Here is an 18196-nt window from a genome sequence, read left to right as displayed (position 1 = left end):
TTCAATCAAACTTGATAATAAGTATTATGTAAACTAGAGGTGAAAACGAAGCGCCGCGTCACCACCCGATAGCCGTGAACACCAGCGCCACGGCGACAAACAGAAACGCCCACAATGCAGCCATGCGCAGCCCTTCAGACAATCCGATCTGTTTTCCGCGCAGATTGGCGGCCAGCAGCACCAGAGCCATTGCAATCGCGATCAGCCTGACGATGTCGTCACCGCTCATACAACGATCTCCATGCCGTCAAATGCCGGCTCAACGTGATCCGGCGTCTCGGCGCTGAGTGTCTGATAATCCATAGATTTGTCGAGATGCGTCAGCACGCCACGCCCGGCGCGCGTCGCCTCGATGAGTTCCAGCGCCATTTCAAGATGTGAGTGCGTGGGATGCGGTTTGCGCCGTAGGCAATCCACCACAAGTACATCGACCTTGTAAAACAGGTCAATCATCTCATCGGTAATCTCGCTGAAGTCTGTCGCGTAACCTATTGTTTTTCCGTCCTGATCAAAGCGAAATGCGGTCGACTGCGCCGGCCCGTGGGGCATTTGGCAATGTCCAATACCGATGCCGCAAATCATCCGTACGCGATCCAGATTGTCCAATTCAACAATCGTGTGATAGCCGTGCTGCCCGGCAAAGACATAGCCAAAACGCTGGCGCAGACGTCGCACGGTTTCAGACGCCGCATAGCCTGGTATTGGTCCCGCACGGCCATAGCGCAAAGGGCGCAGGTCATCGATGCCGTGACAGTGGTCGGCATGGTCATGCGTCCACAGCACTCCGTCCACTCGGTCGATCCCGCAACTCAGGAACTGATGCCGAAGATCTGTCGGCGTATCCACGAGCAACCGGCTGCCATCCTCACCTTCGACCATGATTGCCACGCGCGTGCGCCGGTTGCGCGGCTCGTTCGGGTCGCAATCGCCCCAATCATTGCCGATCCGGGGCACGCCGGTTGAGGTGCCAGAGCCAAGGATCGTCAGCTTCACAGCACTGCCTTGCTGAACAGTCTGAAGAAGTTTGCTCCCGTCGTGTCGGCGAGCGCCTCCTTGCTCGTCCCGCGCAATCCGGCGACAAAAGCGCAGGTATCTGCGACGAACGCAGGCTCGCAGGTTTTCCCGCGATGCGGCACTGGCGCCAAAAACGGCGCGTCGGTCTCAACCAGCAGACGATCTTCAGGCAACTCCGCAGCAATCGCCTGCAAGTCCTTGGCATTCTTGAATGTCACGATCCCCGAAAGCGAGATCGAAAGCCCCAGTTCCAGCATTTTCGCAGCGAATGGTGCCGAAGCTGTGAAGCAGTGGATCAGTGCCGGGAAAGCGCCCCTCCCCATCTCCTCAGCGATAATCCGGGTCGTATCGTCCTCTGCATCGCGCGTGTGGACGATGATCGGCAGCCCTGTCTCCCGTGCAACGCGGATATGCACGCGGAACAGATCCTGCTGCACCTGCCGGTCTGAATGATCGTAGAAGTAATCAAGACCCGTTTCACCAATGCCAATCACACGCGGATGTGCCGCAGCTTCCAGCAGCACCGCTTCGCCCAGATCGGCGTGGCTATCAGCTTCGTGCGGATGAATGCCAACGCTCGCCCAGACATCGCTCTCACGCTCTGCGGTGCTGACGATGTCGGCCCATTCACGCTGGCGAGTGGAAATATTGAGGAACCCTCGAACACCAGTTTCACGCGCGCGATCAAGCACTTGAGGCTGACTTTCGACAAGTCCCTTGTAGTTGAGGTGGCAGTGGGAATCTATCAGCATCATGCCGTGGCAGACTCTTCGGGCAGTTCAAGGCGCGGAAACGCCGGCACTGGCTGCGCCAGCGTCTCACCTTTCGCCACGCGCGCCATGTACCAGTCAGCATCGGTCAAAGCGGCGAAGCCACGTTCGTCGTGGGGAACGCCCAGTTGATCCAGCACACCGGCCGCTGACCCCGGGACGACCGGAGCGATGGCGATGGTCAGGTCGCGGATGGCCATGAACAGTGTCAGCAGCACGGCTTTCATGCGCTCCGGGTCAGTTTTGCGCAGTGCCCAGGGAGCCTGCTCATCCACATAGGCGTTGCACGCAAAGACAGCGCGCATCCACGCCTCGATGCCCACCGAGAAGTTCAGGGCTTCGAACTCGCGCGGCAATTCCTCGCGGCAAGCGTAGGCCACGGTCGCAAGCAGTACGTCGTCCGGCTCAGCCGTTTCAAACTTCTCAAGTTTTCCATCCATGTTTTTGAAAATCATGGAAAGTGTACGTTGCACAAGGTTGCCGTAACTGTTCGCCAGTTCGGCGTTGCACCGCATCACAATGGCTTCGGGCGAGTACGAACCGTCTTGCCCGAACGCCACTTCACGCATCAGGAAATAGCGCAATTGGTCGACACCGAACCTTTCGGCCAGATCGATCGGATCGGTGACGTTACCGAGCGATTTTGATTCCTTCTGACCACGGTTGAGCAGGAAGCCGTGGCCGAACACCTGCTTTGGCACGGCCAAGCCTGCACTCATCAAAAATGCTGGCCAATAGACCGTGTGGAACCGGACAATATCTTTGCCAATCAAGTGGAGGTTTGCAGGCCAATACTTTGCAAAATCACCACTTTCATCGGGGAAGCCCAAGCCTGTCAGGTAGTTGGTAAGTGCATCCACCCACACGTACATCACGTGGCCATCGCTGCCGGGAACCTTGATGCCCCAGTCGAAACTGGTCCGCGAAACTGAAAGATCGCGAAGGCCTCCTTCAACGAAACGGGCAACCTCGTTGCGGCGGCTATCCGGCTGAACGAACTCCGGGTGCTCGTTGTACAGCTTCAGCAGCGGCTCGGCATATTTTGAAAGCCGGAAGAACCAACTCCCTTCGACAGTCCATTCCACCGGTGTGCCCTGCGGAGAGAGCTTTTCGCCCCCCTCCCCGGCCACGAGTTCGCTTTCGTCATAAAATGCCTCGTCGCGAACCGAATACCAGCCCTCGTAACGGTCAAGGTACAAGTCGCCGTTCGCTTCCATGCGCCGCCAGAGTTCCTGCACGGATTCGTGATGGCGCGGCTCGGTGGTGCGGATGAACACGTCATATGACACATTCAATTCATCGCACATCTTTATGAAATACGATGACATTTCATCTGACAGCTCGCGCGGTGTGACGCCCAGCTCGCGCGCTTTCTGGGCCATCTTCAGCCCATGCTCATCGGTCCCGGTCTGAAACCGCACATCGCGCCCCATCGCCCGCTGGAACCGCGCAATCACGTCGGCGGCAATTGCCTCATAGGCGTGGCCGATGTGCGGCTTGCCGTTGGGGTAGGAAATGGCGGTGGTGATGTAATAGGGTTCGCCCATTGGGCCAGTCGCTTTCTTGCAAGGAATCCGCGTCGTTATCGAACGCCTTCCCTAGTCGGCCCAGCCGATGCCAGCAAGGAGCCGATTTCCAACATCAGCATAGCCGGATCGTAGTTGTAGATTGGCGCGTCACCCGCAAGTTTGACCAACTTGGCATGGGCTTCAGCCAGACGCAGCTTTCCGGCGTCGTCAACATGCTCCAGCGCTCGCACTACGGTCATCCGTGCAGCCTCAATCGCTGCGCCGATCCGCTCACGGTCAGGCCGTGCCCCGATTGCGCCGGAAAGCGCTGCCCGCAGACTCATATCGCGGTCACCCCGCTCGATCAGCTTTTCGAAAATCGCCTGCGCGCGCCCCAGATCCTGCTCGGCAAAGGCCAGCGCAGCCCCCGGGGAGCCGCCCGAGACCGCCAGCGCAGCGCGCCGTGTCTCGTCATTCAGTTCCGGTGCCGCCGCATCCAGCGCCCGCGCGACGTCGGCATCGCTTAGTGGATGAAACCGAACGATCAGGCAGCGCGACCGCACGGTTGGCAGCAATCGACCAAGTGCATGGACGACCAGCAGAAAAAACGTCCCCTGCGGCGGCTCCTCAAGGCTCTTCAGCAGCGCGTTGATCGCGCTTTTCTCCAGCAGATCAGCCGAATCGATAATCACCGCCCGCCGCGCGCCCAGCGTCGGACGCGTCGTCAGCCGCCGCTGAAGGCCGCGCACCTGATCGACCGATATGCTGCGCTTCAGTTGATAGGGTTTGCCCTCGTCACGCTTCTTCACCTCATCATCATTGGCGGGCAGCGGTGACAGCACGAGGATATCGGGGTGCGCTTCCACCGGCGGTTGCGGCACCCCCGGTTCGGTCACCAGTTCGGCCGCCGCTGCCCGCGCAAAGCTCGCCTTGCCCAGTCCTTCGCGCCCGGCCAGCAGCCATCCGTGATGCATCCGGTCCCCCGCCAGGGCCGAACGCCATGCCCGCCACGGTTCCTCATGCCCGATCACGATTGTCGTTCCATCAGCTCTGCCATGACCCGGCCATGCACTTCCTCTGGCGAACCTTCGGCGTCAACCACGGCAAAGCGTCCCGGCTCAGCCTCGGCGAAGGCGCGGAACGCGGCTGCTACCCGCGCGTGATAGTCGGCACCGCGCCCGCCAATCCGATCCGCCGCGCCGCCATCGCGCAAGGCAAGGCGCTCTGCCGAAACCTCGGGCCGCACCGCCAGCAGCACCGTGAGGTCGGGTAAAAGCCCCGCGCTACCAATGCGATGCAGCGTCATCACATCGTTATCTGAAAGCCCACCGCCACCGCCCTGATAGGCGCGGCTGCTGTCCACATAACGATCGCACACCACCCACGCCCCGCGTGCAACTGCTGGCAGGATCAGCTTCTCGACGTGGTCAGCGCGTGCCGCTGCAAACAACAGCGCCTCCGCACGCGCGCCCCAACCATCGCCTTCGGTGGACAGCAGCATCGCACGAATTGCTTCGGCGCCGGCGGTGCCGCCCGGCTCGCGCGTCGTCACAACGTCAATTCCCCGCGCCCGCAGCGCCTCGGCAAGCATGCGCCCCTGCGTTGATTTGCCGACGCCTTCCCCGCCTTCCAGCGCAATGAAACGTCCGCTCACAGGCCCACGACACCCAAAGCGCCGTCGCGCAAGCGGTCAACCATGCCGCCCTTCCGCACCTCCGCACCCGCAACCAGCGGCAACACATGCACCGGCTCCCCCTGCATGCGCACAAGCAGACTTGCCACCGTCTCACCCTTGGCAATCGGCGCTTTCAACGGTCCCTTGTATCGCACGGCGAGGGTGTAGCGCGGCTTGGCACCACGCGGCACCGTCACGCTCAATCCTCTTGGCGCAAGAAGCGGCACTTCCCGCGCGGCCCCGCCCTGCACCACCGCAGCCCCCACCGTCGCGCCTTTGGCAAACAGTGGTTGCGCTTCCCACGCACCAAATCCCCACTCGATGAATGCGCGCGATTGGATGGCGCGTAAGTTGGGCCGGTCATAACCGCCCAGCACCATCACCAACCTGCGCCCGCCGCGCTCAGCCGAGCCGACAAAGCCATAGCCCGCCTCGTTGGTGAACCCGGTCTTCACCCCGTCCGCGCCTTCGACCACGCCATAAAGCGGATTGTGGTTGGGCTGCGTGATCCCGCCCCACGTCATCTCGGCATGACCATAAAACCGGCGGTAAAGCTCGGGAAAACGCGTCATCAACGCGCCGCTGAGTGTCGCAAGATCGGCGGCGCTGACATATGTCTGGCCTTCGTCCATCCAGCCGTTCGGCGTGTTGAAGTGGCTGTCACGCATGCCCAGATCCGCCGCCGCCTCGTTCATCAGCTTGGTGAATGCAGGAACCGACCCAACCGCGCCCTCCGCCAGCACGACGCAGGCGTCGTTGGCCGAAACGGTCACAATCCCCTCGATCAGTTCCGCCACGGTCGGCTGCGCATCGGCGGGCAGGAACATTGTGCTGCCCACATTGTGCCATTCACGGAATGTATCGGGCCGCATTCCGATCCTCTGATCGAGCCGCAACTTGCCCTTCGTCAGCAAATCGAATGCCACATAACTGGTCATGATCTTGGTGATCGATGCGGGCACGAAACGGCGATGGACGTCACGCGCATAAAGCGTGCGCCCAGATCCCACATCCAGCAGAAGCGCAATCGGCGCGTCGATCTGAGGCATGGGCGCAACGTTGACCCGCGTATCTACCACCGGGGCAGCCGCCTGCACCGGCACCATGCCGACAGCAACAATCGCCAGAACCGCCAAGACCTTAACGCGCAAGAGCATTCCCCGGTACAATCGGGGCCTCCCGCGCGGTTCAGATTACGGCGCGGTCACGACCCGGGCATCGGCATAGCCCGCCGCGCGCACCTTCGCCAGCGCCGCATCGGCTTGTCCACGATACTTGTGCGGCCCCACGCGCACGCGCCACACGCGGCCTGCCGATGAGGCCGAACCGCCGATAGCCTTGGCCACAGCGTCGGCCCGCGCCTTGCTGGAATAGGCCCCGGCCTGCACGTAAAGGCCCGACGCCTCGGCAGCAGGGGCCGGGGCAGGTGCGGGTTTTTCGGCAATTTTCGGCTCAACCTTTGCCATAGCAACAGGCTTTTCGGCAGGCTTTGCAATAGCCTTGGCGACCGGTGCGGCCTTGGCTGAAACCTTCGGTTCAATCTTGGCCACAGGCGCAGCGGCAAAAGGAGCCGGCGTTGCAATTGGCACGCCCAGCTTGCGCTTCAGCGCCGTCAGCAATCCTTGTGGCGTATCCATCCGCGCCGGAGCATTCGTACCTGCGCGCAGCAAGGCGCGTTCAGGTTCGGGCGGATTTACCCGGCGCACCCGCACCGGAAGCCGCGATCCCGCAGGCATGCCCAGTTGTGCCCACGCCCCGGGCGATAGCGTAACAAGGTCGCTCCCTGTCATCGGCCCACGCTCCGTCATCCGCACCAGAATCGTTCGCCCGCTGTCCAGCGAGGTCACTTCAACATAGCTTGGCAGCGGCAGCGTGCGGTGAGACCCACTTACGCCCTCACCACTTTCAACATGAGCATAGCCCACCGAATCATAGTTGAGCGTATCGGCAGGGGTATATGTCACCCCATCGACTGTGAAAGGCTCCCCCAGAATCATCGGGTAATCACCGGCGGGACCGCGCATCGCGGCTTCGGAAGTGCCTTTGGAAAGCCCGGAATCCTTGGCATTCGCACCGCCACAGGCGGTCAAAAGCAAGGTTGCGGCAATCGCGGTCAGGCTAGCGGCTGATCTCATCTGCAAGAAGTCCCACGGACAGAGCGTAAAAGTTCGAGCAGTTGTAATCGAGGATAACCCTATAATTTCCGGTTAGCAGATAAGCAGTCCGCCCGCGCCCATCCGGCTCCAGCAGGCTGGCCATGACATTGTCAGCCGGCCAAGCGCCTGATTTCGGGACGATTCCCAATGCGCGCCACTCGGCCATGCTTTTCCAACCGGTATGCCTGTCAAACACGCGCGGGCAACGCGGGCTGACCATCGTGGTGCCCAGCGAACCACGGTCCAGCCCATCAGGCACGCCCACCGCCACGCCCCAGGGCTGCCCGGTGCGCCACCCGGCATCGCGGAAATAGTTGGCGATAGAGGCAAGCGTGTCGGTGCGATTCGTCCAGATGTCGGCAAACCCATCACCATCTCCATCGGCCGCCACACGCAGATAGACCGACGGCAGAAACTGCGGATTGCCAAATGCCCCGGCCCAGCTGCCCACCAGCTTTGACCGCGGCACGCCCCGATCCACCATCTTCATGGCGGCAATGAACTCGTCGGCAAACAGTTCACGCCGCCGCCCCTCATAGGCCAGCGTCGCCAGGGACCGGGCCAGATCGAAGTCCCCGGTATAGCCGCCGTAGTCCGTCTCGTGCCCCCAGATCGCCAGCATGATTGGTCCCGGCACGCCATAGCGCCGCTCGATCCCGCCAAGTTGCCCGGCCGCTGCCGCATATTGCCGCCGTCCACGTGTGATGCGCGAAGCATCAACATGCTGGCGTCGATATGGCTCAAACGCAGGAATCACGCCCGATGACGACCCCGGCTGCGCCCGATCCAGTTGAATCACCCGATGGTTGACCGTCAGCCCCTGAGTCATCACCGAAATGGTTGATTCGCGCACACCCTCGGCCCGCCCACGCGCTGCGAGAAGCTGCAGATATCCTTGAAAACCTTGCTCCTCGGCATCCACTTGGCCTACCGCTGGTCCAGCCGCCAAAAGCGCCAGAGCCGCAACACCGGCAGCCCGCAGGCCACCTATCCGTTTCAAAAATCCCATTCCCCGCGTGTCGCACGGTTCATAAACTATGGGAATCCCCTTTGCGTCCGAAGCGGAAAGCGCTAACGGCGAACCGTTCGTTGGCTCAGACCGACGGAACGCGGACAGGTGGCCGAGTGGTTTAAGGCAACGGTCTTGAAAACCGTCGTGGGTGGAAGCTCACCGTGGGTTCGAATCCCACCCTGTCCGCCATGTCATTTCGATATATCGCCGACGTGGCTGCGCTGGGGGAAATATGCGCCAATTTACTCCATTTGTCTTCGCAGGCGTTGCGCTGGCAACTTCGCCCATTGCGTATGCAAAGGATAACTTCCCCGCGAATGTGACCGTCGCGAAGAACAAGACCGTGGAGAAGATCGACTGGTCTTTTGCAACAGACAAGCCTGTAGAATTCTCTCGAGTGAAACGCTGTATCGCAACCAATCTTCATAACGACGAAGTACAACTGCGGGACAGCGCAGGGTCGTGGGTCGGTCCAGCAACCGGAAACTACTATCGACAAGACAATCGGAGCACGGTGCAAGGCGCGAGTGTCTTTAAGGTCGTTGATGACCAGAATCAGTTTCTCGTGGCGCAAGGTCAAACCGACAGAACCACCGGTCTTTCAGGATGGATCATGCGTTTCGATTTGGAGGCAGCGTTGGAACCAGGACGCGTGGTGCTTATCATGCGAAATGTAAAGTTGGCTGCCAGCAGTACCGGCAGCCTAGGCAACGATGGCTTTCAACCACTTGGAACTTGGTTCCGGTTCAAGTCCAACTACGCCGCGCTCGAAGCCGTCGCGTCGCCCGTCAGATCCTGCATATTCGAGTGATCGCGCCCAAAACAAAATTGGGACAGCGCCCTCGCTACAAAATGCTTGCAGCCCACCGGTGCCATGCCGGTGAGGCTGATTTTAACGCGATTTCCGAATAGCACCTAAACGCACCTAACGCACCTCTGGGTACCTTCAAACTAGTGAGTCATCAGCTTGTGGAGGCCGCGCGAACCGCAGGCCACAGCGGAACCGGCACGGTCGTTTCAAACCATGCCGGTGTCACTCTCCGCTTAAAGGAAAAAGTTCGCCGAGACCAATGACGTCACGCCGTCAACCTGGAACTGGAAGTCGGCAATTCCGTCGCCGTCAACATCGCCATAGACCATCGAATTTGCGCCGATTGCATCATAGCGCAGTTCACCGGCGCTTCCGCTGAAGGCCGCTGTGCCGATCAGCGTGAAGGCCTGATTGCCGCCTGTCAGCGCATCGGCGTCAATCGCGTCAAGCCGGATGCGATCTCCTTGTGACGTGGTGAAATCGGCGATGCGGTCAAATGTGCCAACACCGAAGCTGTCCAGACCGGAGAACACGAAGCGATCCGCGCCCATGCCGCCGATCAGGACGTCTGCGCCCGCGCCGCCATTGATGATATCGTTGCCGCCCGCACCTGCAAGCGTATCGTTGCCGTTGCCGCCAGTGATGGTGTTGGCGCTGTCGTTGCCGGTTCCGGTGAAATCGCCTGTGCCGACAAAGGTCAACTTTTCAACGTTGTCGGCCAGCGTATAGACAGACAGTGCCGCCTGTACGGTGTCGGTGCCTTCATCCGCCGCTTCCATGACCTGATCCGCAGCGTCATCAACCACGTAGATGTCGTTGCCGTTGCCGCCGGTCATACCGTCAGCACCCGCGCCACCGTCCAGCAGATCATTGCCCTCGCCACCGGTGAGCATGTCGTCACCCACACCGCCGAACAGCCGGTCATTGCCTCCATCGCCGTGGATCTGATCGCTGCCGTGCCCGCCCTCAATGGTGTCGTTGTTTTCGCCGCCGTGCAGTGCGTCGTCCCCGGCGTTGCCAAAGATCCGGTCCGCGCCCGCTTCACCGAACATCGTATCCGCGCCATCGCTGCCGGTGAGGATGTTGGCCAAGGCATTGCCCGTACCGGTCAGGCCGGCTTGCGTGAGCGTCAGGCGTTCAAGGTCTGCATTCAGCGTGAAGCTGACCGATGCTTCGACCGTATCAACGCCATTGCCCCCGGCCTCGTCGACCACGTCACCAGCATCATCGACAACGTACGTGTCGTTGCCGTTGCCGCCGCTCAGCGTGTCCGCACCCGTCAGGCCATCGAGCCTGTTGGCAGCGTCATTGCCGATCAGAACGTTGGCGAAAGCGTTGCCGGTGAGGTTGATGCCCTTGTTGCCCGCAATCGCCTCAACGGTTTCAACCGCCGACCCGGCCCCGAGCACCCATGTGCGCGAGGCTATGACGCGGTCATCGCCTTCTTCGTCAAGCTCGACAACCGTGTCGCCGACCGCGTCTACATAATAGGTATCGTCACCAGCGCCCCCCGCCATGCTGTCGCTACCGATGCCGCCATCGAGCAGATCATCGCCGCCGTTGCCGATCAACGTGTCGTTCCCGCCAAGCCCGTACAGCAAGTCGCTGTCGACCGTGCCGGTCAGTGTATTGGCAACGTTCGTGCCGGTAAGCGTTACGCCGTCGTCAACGCCCGTCACGGTTACCGTCACCGTCGCGGTGCTGGTGTTCCCCGCAACGTCGCTCACCGTGTAGGTGAAGCTGTCGGTCACCGTCTCACCCGCCGGGATACTGTCAAAGCTGTCGGCATCGGCGACATAGCGCAGCGTTTGCGTTTCGGGATCGAACACAACGCTGCCAAGGGTCGCGCTGGTGTCCACGGCGCTGATCGTCAGCACATCGCCCGCATCGGGATCGGTGTCGTTCCCCAGCAACTGCGTCCACAGGTTGGCCGTCGTGGCGTCCTCATCCACCGCAACGCTATCGGCCGCTGCCACCGGCGAAGGATCGGGCGCGGGCAGGAAGAACGAGGCGACGAGCGGATCGTGGTCAGACACGCGGCCTGCGCCCGGTGCCTGTTCCGAATTGATGTGGACCACATCGACCATCACATCACCCAGCAGCCCCGGTGTGACGAGGAAGTTGTCGAGCGCCTGCGCATTGCCGCCAAAGCTGTAGCTGTAGCGCTCCTCCTCGGGCAGTTGGCGGTGCAGGTTGCTCATCACCCCGCCAGCTTCCAGCAGTTCCACCGAGTCCTCGAAGTAGAACGCGTTGAAATCGCCCAGCACCGCAACATAGGCATCGGCGTCCACCGCCAGCAGCCCGTCGACGTAGTCCTTAACCGCTTCCGACTGCCCAATCCGCGCACCCTCACCTGCATTGGCAGGCGGCTGGATCGCGCCGAACAGCGGATCGCTGCCCCCGCGCGAGGTTGAGTGGACGTTGATCGCAGTGATCGTCTGTTCGTTGAACGTAAAGCTCGCTACCAGTGGCTTGCGGCTGTTGCTGAACGCTGCATCGGTGATCAGTTCGGCGCTGCCTTCGACATAGTCGACGCGGTTGACCTGGTAGAGGAAGCCGTTGCGGATGTTGCCGTTCGGCTCGCCCCCGGTGGTGTTCGCGGTATCCGGCGCGATCTCGACATAGGCATACTGCGGCCCGCCCGCGGCCAGGATCGCATTGATCAGCAGGTTCGCCGTCACCGTGGCCGAAAGGTCCGACCCCGTCCCCGCCCCGTCCGCATCCTGCATTTCCTGCAACGCGATAATGTCGGGTGCGGCAAGGTTGTAGATCACGTCGCTTGCCAGCAGGTTGAACTTCACGGCCCCATCGGTCGGGTCAAGGTTCTCGACGTTGTAGGTGGCGATGGTCAACCGGTCCGCGGTTCCCGTCAGCGTCGTCGTCTCGCGCTCCAGCGTGCCGACATCGGTGGTGATCGACACTGCTTCAGTCACCAGCAGTTCGTAGGACTGGAAGTTGTAGCTCATGATGCCGGTGACGGACGAAAGCACATCGCCCTGTGTGTAGCCCGGCACGAACCCGGCAAACAGGCCGCTGTCATCGTCGAGCTGGATGCGCTCGGGGTTGTAATCATCGAACCCGTCGGCGTTGCCCGAGATCGTGATGCTGCCCCTGTCGTTCACCCCGGTCGCCCCTGCGCCGCCCGAAGCCACCACATAGGTCTCGCCGAAACTGTTGGTCCCGGCCACCACCAGCGGCGCATCGACCGTAACGCGCATGCCCTCGAGCGATTCGTAGAAATCGGCCGCGTCATTTTCTGGGTCGTAAGTTGCAAAGCCGTCGTTGTCGAAAACGTCCGTCGGCGGCAGCACCCCGCCCGTCCCGATCAGCGTCGCCACCGGCAGCGCGTTCCCGCTCGAAACTACCGTCGCCGCCGTCTGGCTGATCTGAGTCACCGTGAAGTTCAGGGCATTGTTGCCAGGCAGCGCTTCCGACACTGTGCCGGTCACCTCTACCGCATCGCCCACCGCGACAGTCGGCGCAGTTCCGGTAAGCACAAACACCGCGTCTGAAGTGCGCGCGTCGCCATCACCGCTGGCGTCCTGCAGGTAATAGCCGTTGCTGTCGACCGCCGTGACGATACCGTCGGTTGTGACCGTCTGGCCGACATATTCGGAATCGTGCCCAAGCCCCTGAATGTCGTAGATCGCCAGTTCGACCGGATCGTCGTTTGTGATCGTGCCGCTGGCCTGTCCGATGACAATGCTGGCATTCACTGCGTTGCTCAACGTCACGCTCAGCGTCTCGTTGCCTTCCGGCGCAATGTCACCCGTCACCGGCACGACGATCTGCTGCACGCTCACGCCCGCTGCAAACGTGACCGTGCCGGTCAGCACCGCGCCAGCATCCAGATCGCCCGCATCCGCCGTGCCATCAAGGTTGATGGCATAGTCAACGGTCGCTTCCAGCGCGCCGCCGCCCGCACGGCGCACCGTGAACACCAGATTGGTGATCCCCGCGTCGCCCTCGGCCACGCTCACATCGCCCACGCGGATTTCGCCCGGCGTGTCTGCCGAAAGGAAGGTCTGCCCGCTGTTCACGGCGTTGTAATTGCTGGCCTGCCCGGCGGTCCACGTAAAATCGGCATAGCCAGAACCGGCACCGGTCAGTTGCAGCGAATTGCCGATGGTATCGTTTTCCTGCGAGACCCCGATATTGGTGCTGGTCATGCCCGCCGCAGGACCGTTCGTGGCCGTCATCACGCCTTCATAGGAGATGAACTGCACCACGCGCCCCAGCGCATCGACCAGCGCAATCCCGTCAGGCGCACCATTCTGCAGCCCCGGCGCGGCAAACGATAGCGTGCCGTAACCGTTCGACTGGTCGGCAATCGTCCCCGAAAGCGCAATCCCCGCCGTCGATCCGCCCGTCGCTGCATAGGCCGCGCCGCCGTTTCCGTTATAGAGCACCAGCTTCCAGCCGGTCAGATCCGTCCCGGCAACGCCCGCAACCTCGATGGTCTCGCCGCTATCGGTCCCCGCTGGATCATAAGTGATCTCGTTTACGAAGACGTTCGCAATTGGCGTGGGCACGATATCGTCGTTCAGGATCGTGCCCGTCGCGCTGCCAGTACCGATCTGCACAGCTTCATCGGTGCTGCTGATGGAAACGGTGAACATCTCGTCTGCTTCGACTGTCGTGTCGCCGTTCACCTGCAAGGTCACCGTGGCAGTCGTCTGCCCGTCAGCAAACACGACCGTTCCGGTGAGAGCAGTGCCCGATGCCAGATCGTCCGCTGTGGCTGTGCCCAAAGCGACGGTGTAGTTGACGACCACTTCGCCGATGCTGCTGCCGCTGCGCGTCACGACAAAGCTGATCGCCGTTGTGCCTTCATTCCCTTCGGTGGCCGACGCGCCTGCAATCGAGAGCGTGGGCGGCAGCGGCGGCGCATCGTCGCCAATGATCGTGCCGGTGGCCGTAGCCGTGCCAATCGTTCCGGCGCTCGTTTCGGTGAGCGTTACGGTAAAAGCTTCGTCATCCTCGATATCGGTGTCCGCGCTCAACGCCACGGTGATCGTCTTGCTCGCCTCACCATCAGCGAAGGTGACCGATCCATCCGCTGCGCTGAAATCGCTGCCGTTCTGTGCCGTGCCATTGGCAAAGCTGTACGCCACAGTTGCTTCGCCGCTGGTCCCGCCGCTGCGGGTTACCGTAAAGGTCAGGGTGCCGCTGTCTTCCTCGGCCGATGCATCGGCGACAGAGAACGTGCCCGGCCCGGCCGCGGCCGCAATGCCGGTGATCGAAAAGTCATCCACGGCCATGCCGTCGTCTGATCCCGAAGCATTGAAATCGGTCCAGCGAATCCAGAACGTTGCGCCGGGCGCTATTTCCGATGCCAGTTCCAATGTTGTCGAAATCGCCGAGCGGAACGCAGCGTCATTGCCGTTGGTCGCGCCGGTCGCCGCTGCCTGGATCGAGGAGAAATCCAGCGCATCAACGTCCACCCATGTGCCGGTAGTCAGCGATGTGGCATCGAAGCTGATCTGGAAATCGAGCCGATCCGTGCGGCTTGCCGTACCCACACGCCATTGTTCGCCCACATAGGCGATCTGCAACTGGGCAATTGCCGTGCCGCTGTCATTGGTGAAGGATGCGCCAAAGGACGGAATGTTCGTGCCACTCTGCACCGTGCCCAGTGCCCGCTCAGTGCTGCTGGCAGCGCCGAAGCTATAGGTATCGCCCGTATTGGATAATCCCGTTCCGGCGGTATATGCACCGTTGACCGTACCGCTGGTTCCACTTTCGGCAATTGCCCAGCCCGTGGGCAGTGTCGAGCTTGAGCCCGTGCTGGCAAGGCTGTCGAAGTTCTCGGTAAAGGCAGTGCCGAGTGCGGTCAGGCTGGTCATCTATGTGTCCCCGGAAAATCGCGCCAGCATGTGGCTGGCGTCAAATTAATGACGGCATAGAAGCCCTGAATGACGTGAGTGTGAAAGCCATCTTGCGTTCGGGCGTATGCTTTCCGCGCGCGGCTCAGCTTTCAGGAGCCAGAATTTCTTGCGTTTTCAAACTCTAAACTGAGAACGGTAAAGTCTCGAACAATCAACAAGGCTGGGGAAAAATAGTTAACGGCGCACGACGCGTTATTACTTATCTGCACTGCACCAACTTTCTCGATCTCAACCCCAGACTCCGTCCCAATCAGCCGGCGGCGATTCTTTTTGCGCATGGCGAACCCGCTGCAACATCAGCACCGATGGCACATCATCGGGCATGGCCAGCGCGGCGGCGGCAAAGGCACGCTCTGCACCCGCCCAATCCCGCTGGGCCACCAGTTGCACACCCTCGGCATAATCAGCCAGGCCCTCGGCATTCAGTTCGCCGGTATCCACAATCTCAAAAATCCGCGTCGGCTGCTTGCGCCCGCGCACCCGGATCAGATCGAGTTCACGCAACGGGAATCTGCCCGCGATCTTCCGCGCCGTCCCCTCGCAGACGATAGCATTCACCCGATAGATCTTGGTGGAATCCTGCAACCGCGCGGCCAGATTCACCGTGTCGCCGATCACGGTATAGTCCATCCGCTTTGGGCTGCCGATTGTCCCGGCGACAACTTCGCCGCTGGCAATGCCGATGCCCAACCGCAGCGGCACCAGTCCGCGTGCGCGGCGGGCCTCGTTCAGGCGCTGCGTTACACCGATCATCGCAATTGCCCCGCTCACCGCGTTGGCGCTGTCGTCAATATGCGGCAGCGGCGCGCCATAAACAGCCATCACCGCATCGCCCATGTACTTGTCGATCATGCCATTGGTCGATGATACCGCTTCGAACAGCTCGGTGAAAATCTCGTTGAGCATGTCCACCGTGTCGCGCGGGGTCAGCGTTTCGGCCAGCGTGGTAAAGCTGCGGATGTCGGCAAACAGCACGCTGGCCGGTATCGCCGATCCAAAGATCAGGTCGTCGCCCCGGCTGAATACTTCCTGCACCACTTCCTGCGGCATGAAGCGGCGCATCGTTGAGGCCATGCGCTTGCCTTCGGATATGTCGTCAATCAGCACCAGAGTGCCCACCTGCCCGGTTTCTGCCAGCAGCGGCACGATGCTTACGTTGGCATCCTTGTCCTGACCGTCGCTCACGGTCACGTGAACGTCGATCAGGTTGCGCACAGATCCGTCCTGCGCCACCGAGGCGATCTCCTGCGCCAGCCACGGATTGGCGGCGGCAAAGCGCGCACCGGCAGCAGCTGAGTCCGCTTGCGGATCATCACTCAACCGCAGCATCTGCCTGGCTTCTGGATTGATCTTGCTGATCCTCCCCTCACTGTCGAGCGTGACCACCCCCGCCGACATCGAATTCAGAATGCTCTCGCTGTAATTGCGCGATGCCACCACTTCGGCAAACAGCGTCGCATTCTCGATGGCGATGGCAGATTGCGCGGCAAAGGCGGCCATGCGCACCACGTCATTCGTGGTAAAGGTGCCGCCGTCGACGCGGTTCAGCGCCTGCATTACTCCAATAATGCGCCCATCGCGCGTGGTAATCGGCATGGACAAGACAGCCCGCGTCACAAACCCTGTCTCGACATCGACTCCGGGATTGAAGCGCGGATCGGCATAGGCATCGGCTACCGACACAACTTCACCAGACCGGAATGCTGCCCCCGCAAGACCGGTCCCCGCATCAATGCGAATGACCTTCTGCGCCACCCCCTCAGCCACCATCGACCACAGTTCGTCATGCTCGGCATCGTAGAGGTAAAGCGTCGACCGCTCGGTGTGCAGGATGCGGCTGGTCGCCTCGACAATTTTCTTCAGCAGCGCTTCCAGCTTCATCTCACCATTGATCGATGAACTGACTTCCAGCAACTGGCGGAGTTCCTCGTTCATCACTTCGCTGGCGTTGATCGTCACGGCCCACCGCTCGGCCAGCACCACAAGGTGCGAAAACAGCATGATCACCACGCCGAATGCGGTGTAATCGATCCCCGCCACGCGGCTGCCGGGTGCCACACCAAACGCCACCACCGAAATCATGCTCACGCTGGCAAACATCGCACCCATGCCGATCAGAAACGGCACGGCCCCGTCCCGCCGGTTCAACACTGCGCGGATCAGGATGACAATGATCCAGGCCAGCCCAGATGCGTGCGCCAGAAAGCTGTAAGCGGTGACCTGAGACGTCGTCAGGACTGACGAAAATGTGTAGTTGAAGGCTTGCACCAGCCACACCAGCCCAACCAGCCCGGTCAATATCCAGAACATGCGCCTCGGGCTCTCCGCCGGAAACAGCGTGTGGGCATAGGCGAGCGCGAAGATCACCGATGCCGTGCCAAACAGGTCCACCAGCGCCAGCATCGGCCGCAACCCAAGGTCCGGCACCAACATCAACAGCAGGTTGTCGTACCCCAGCATCATCGTCGAAGGGATGAAGCCAAAGCAGCCCAGCGCCACGAACAGCGAAACACGGTCGCTTCGCCGGAACAGGAAAATGGCCAGACTGATTGCGCCCAGCACGGTCAGCGCCACCTGGAACAGCATTTCCTGCGCCCAGCGCAGCCCGCCCCAACTGCGCATCGCTTCCACGGTGCCGATCACCGGTGAAGCCTCTATCCCGTTACGCCGGTGGAGGTAGCTCGCCACATCCACCTCCACCCGGATGTTGGCCCCGGTTGCCACCAGCGGAACATCTGTCGATCGCCACTGATAACGCGTGCTGGCCGCATCGCGCCCCACTACGCCGCGTGTGCTCGCCACCTTGCCGTCCACCAATACGCGGTTGGCGGCAAAGACAGTCGGGATATGCAGGGTGTAGGAACCGGGTGGCAGGCTCCGCAGCGTCACAAAGTAACTGGCACGGGCTTGTGCGGGCAATGGCTTGCCATCCGGCCCAGCCTGACTGGCCCATGTGCCCGGCACCGAAATCGGAAAAGCCCGCCCGGCGTATGGCGCATCGTGCCACACCATCGTCCACTGGCCTTCAAGCCGGATGGGCACCCGGTCAGGCCGCTGACCCGCAAAATCGGCAATTCCCTGCCTCACGCCGCCGTCCTGCAGCAATTGCGTGGGGCTCAGGAAGAATGGCAGGCTGATCGCGCACAGCAGTGCCACCATCATCAGGCTGAAGAATGCGCGTTGGAGATAGGTCAGCCCGGCCCGGAACTGTGGCGCTCCTGCCCCAGTCTCCGCACCCCCAGTCTCCACAGCCAACCGTGCGGTCCCGCCCAATTCGTCCACACCCCTCCACAGAGGAAGCGCACTTGCGCAAAGAGGTAATCGTCAATCCCGCAGCCAGAGTGATCCATAAACACCGCAAA

Annotated in this window: 12 protein-coding genes and 1 tRNA gene; 2 read left to right on the top strand and 11 right to left on the bottom strand. The window is 61.5% G+C overall.

Annotation, left to right across the window (positions count from 1 at the left end):
- Nucleotides 1–58 precede the first annotated feature (58 nt).
- The 9 genes from Q8R81_RS13240 to Q8R81_RS13200 are packed head-to-tail and all read right to left on the bottom strand — an operon-like array spanning nt 59 to nt 8132.
- Nucleotides 59–229, bottom strand: coding sequence for a hypothetical protein (locus Q8R81_RS13240; RefSeq protein WP_305618556.1), 171 nt, complete (start codon nt 227–229; stop codon nt 59–61).
- Nucleotides 226–993, bottom strand: a complete 768-nt coding sequence (locus Q8R81_RS13235; RefSeq protein ID WP_305618554.1) for an MBL fold metallo-hydrolase — start codon at nt 991–993, stop codon at nt 226–228. The genes Q8R81_RS13240 and Q8R81_RS13235 overlap by 4 nt, the downstream gene beginning before the upstream one ends.
- Nucleotides 990–1766 carry a TatD family hydrolase gene (locus Q8R81_RS13230; RefSeq protein ID WP_305619387.1) on the bottom strand — a complete coding sequence of 259 codons (777 nt, stop codon included), beginning with the start codon at nt 1764–1766 and terminating at the stop codon, nt 990–992. Before Q8R81_RS13230 ends, Q8R81_RS13235 begins: the two co-directional genes overlap by 4 nt.
- A complete protein-coding gene (metG, locus tag Q8R81_RS13225; RefSeq protein ID WP_305618553.1) occupies nt 1766–3331 on the bottom strand; it encodes a methionine--tRNA ligase in 1566 nt (521 codons plus the stop codon). Before metG ends, Q8R81_RS13230 begins: the two co-directional genes overlap by 1 nt.
- A gap of 35 nt (nt 3332–3366) precedes the next feature.
- A complete protein-coding gene (locus Q8R81_RS13220; protein WP_305618551.1) occupies nt 3367–4323 on the bottom strand; it encodes a DNA polymerase III subunit delta' in 957 nt (318 codons plus the stop codon).
- Nucleotides 4320–4946 (bottom strand): dTMP kinase, encoded by a 627-nt coding sequence (gene tmk / locus Q8R81_RS13215; protein WP_305618549.1) that lies wholly within the window; start codon nt 4944–4946, stop codon nt 4320–4322. Before tmk ends, Q8R81_RS13220 begins: the two co-directional genes overlap by 4 nt.
- Nucleotides 4943–6124, bottom strand: coding sequence for a D-alanyl-D-alanine carboxypeptidase family protein (locus tag Q8R81_RS13210; protein WP_305618547.1), 1182 nt, complete (start codon nt 6122–6124; stop codon nt 4943–4945). The genes tmk and Q8R81_RS13210 overlap by 4 nt, the downstream gene beginning before the upstream one ends.
- A gap of 36 nt (nt 6125–6160) precedes the next feature.
- On the bottom strand, nt 6161–7102 hold the full coding sequence (locus Q8R81_RS13205; protein ID WP_305618545.1) for an RlpA-like double-psi beta-barrel domain-containing protein: 942 nt from the start codon (nt 7100–7102) through the stop codon (nt 6161–6163).
- Complete coding sequence (locus Q8R81_RS13200) at nt 7086–8132, bottom strand: lytic transglycosylase domain-containing protein (RefSeq protein WP_305618543.1); 1047 nt, start codon at nt 8130–8132, stop codon at nt 7086–7088. The genes Q8R81_RS13205 and Q8R81_RS13200 overlap by 17 nt, the downstream gene beginning before the upstream one ends.
- 102 nt (nt 8133–8234) lie before the next feature.
- Here Q8R81_RS13200 and Q8R81_RS13195 point away from each other — a divergent pair.
- A tRNA-Ser gene (locus Q8R81_RS13195) sits at nt 8235–8324 on the top strand.
- 43 nt (nt 8325–8367) lie between these two features.
- Nucleotides 8368–8946 (top strand): hypothetical protein, encoded by a 579-nt coding sequence (locus Q8R81_RS13190; protein ID WP_305618541.1) that lies wholly within the window; start codon nt 8368–8370, stop codon nt 8944–8946.
- Between the two features lie 233 nt (nt 8947–9179).
- On the opposite strand, the gene Q8R81_RS13185 is transcribed toward Q8R81_RS13190, so the two are convergent.
- Both Q8R81_RS13185 and Q8R81_RS13180 read right to left on the bottom strand, forming a co-directional pair.
- Entirely contained in the window at nt 9180–14792 is a 5613-nt protein-coding gene (locus Q8R81_RS13185) for a Calx-beta domain-containing protein (RefSeq protein WP_305618539.1), read from the bottom strand.
- 270 nt (nt 14793–15062) lie between these two features.
- Nucleotides 15063–18116: an adenylate/guanylate cyclase domain-containing protein gene (locus Q8R81_RS13180; RefSeq protein WP_305618537.1), complete on the bottom strand. Its 3054-nt coding sequence runs from the start codon at nt 18114–18116 to the stop codon at nt 15063–15065.
- Nucleotides 18117–18196 lie beyond the last annotated feature (80 nt).

The organism is Novosphingobium sp. (assembly GCF_030696665.1).
GTDB lineage: Bacteria > Pseudomonadota > Alphaproteobacteria > Sphingomonadales > Sphingomonadaceae > Novosphingobium.
The sequence above is the reverse complement of the archived record's forward strand: the minus strand, read 5'-3'. Positions and strand labels throughout refer to the sequence as shown.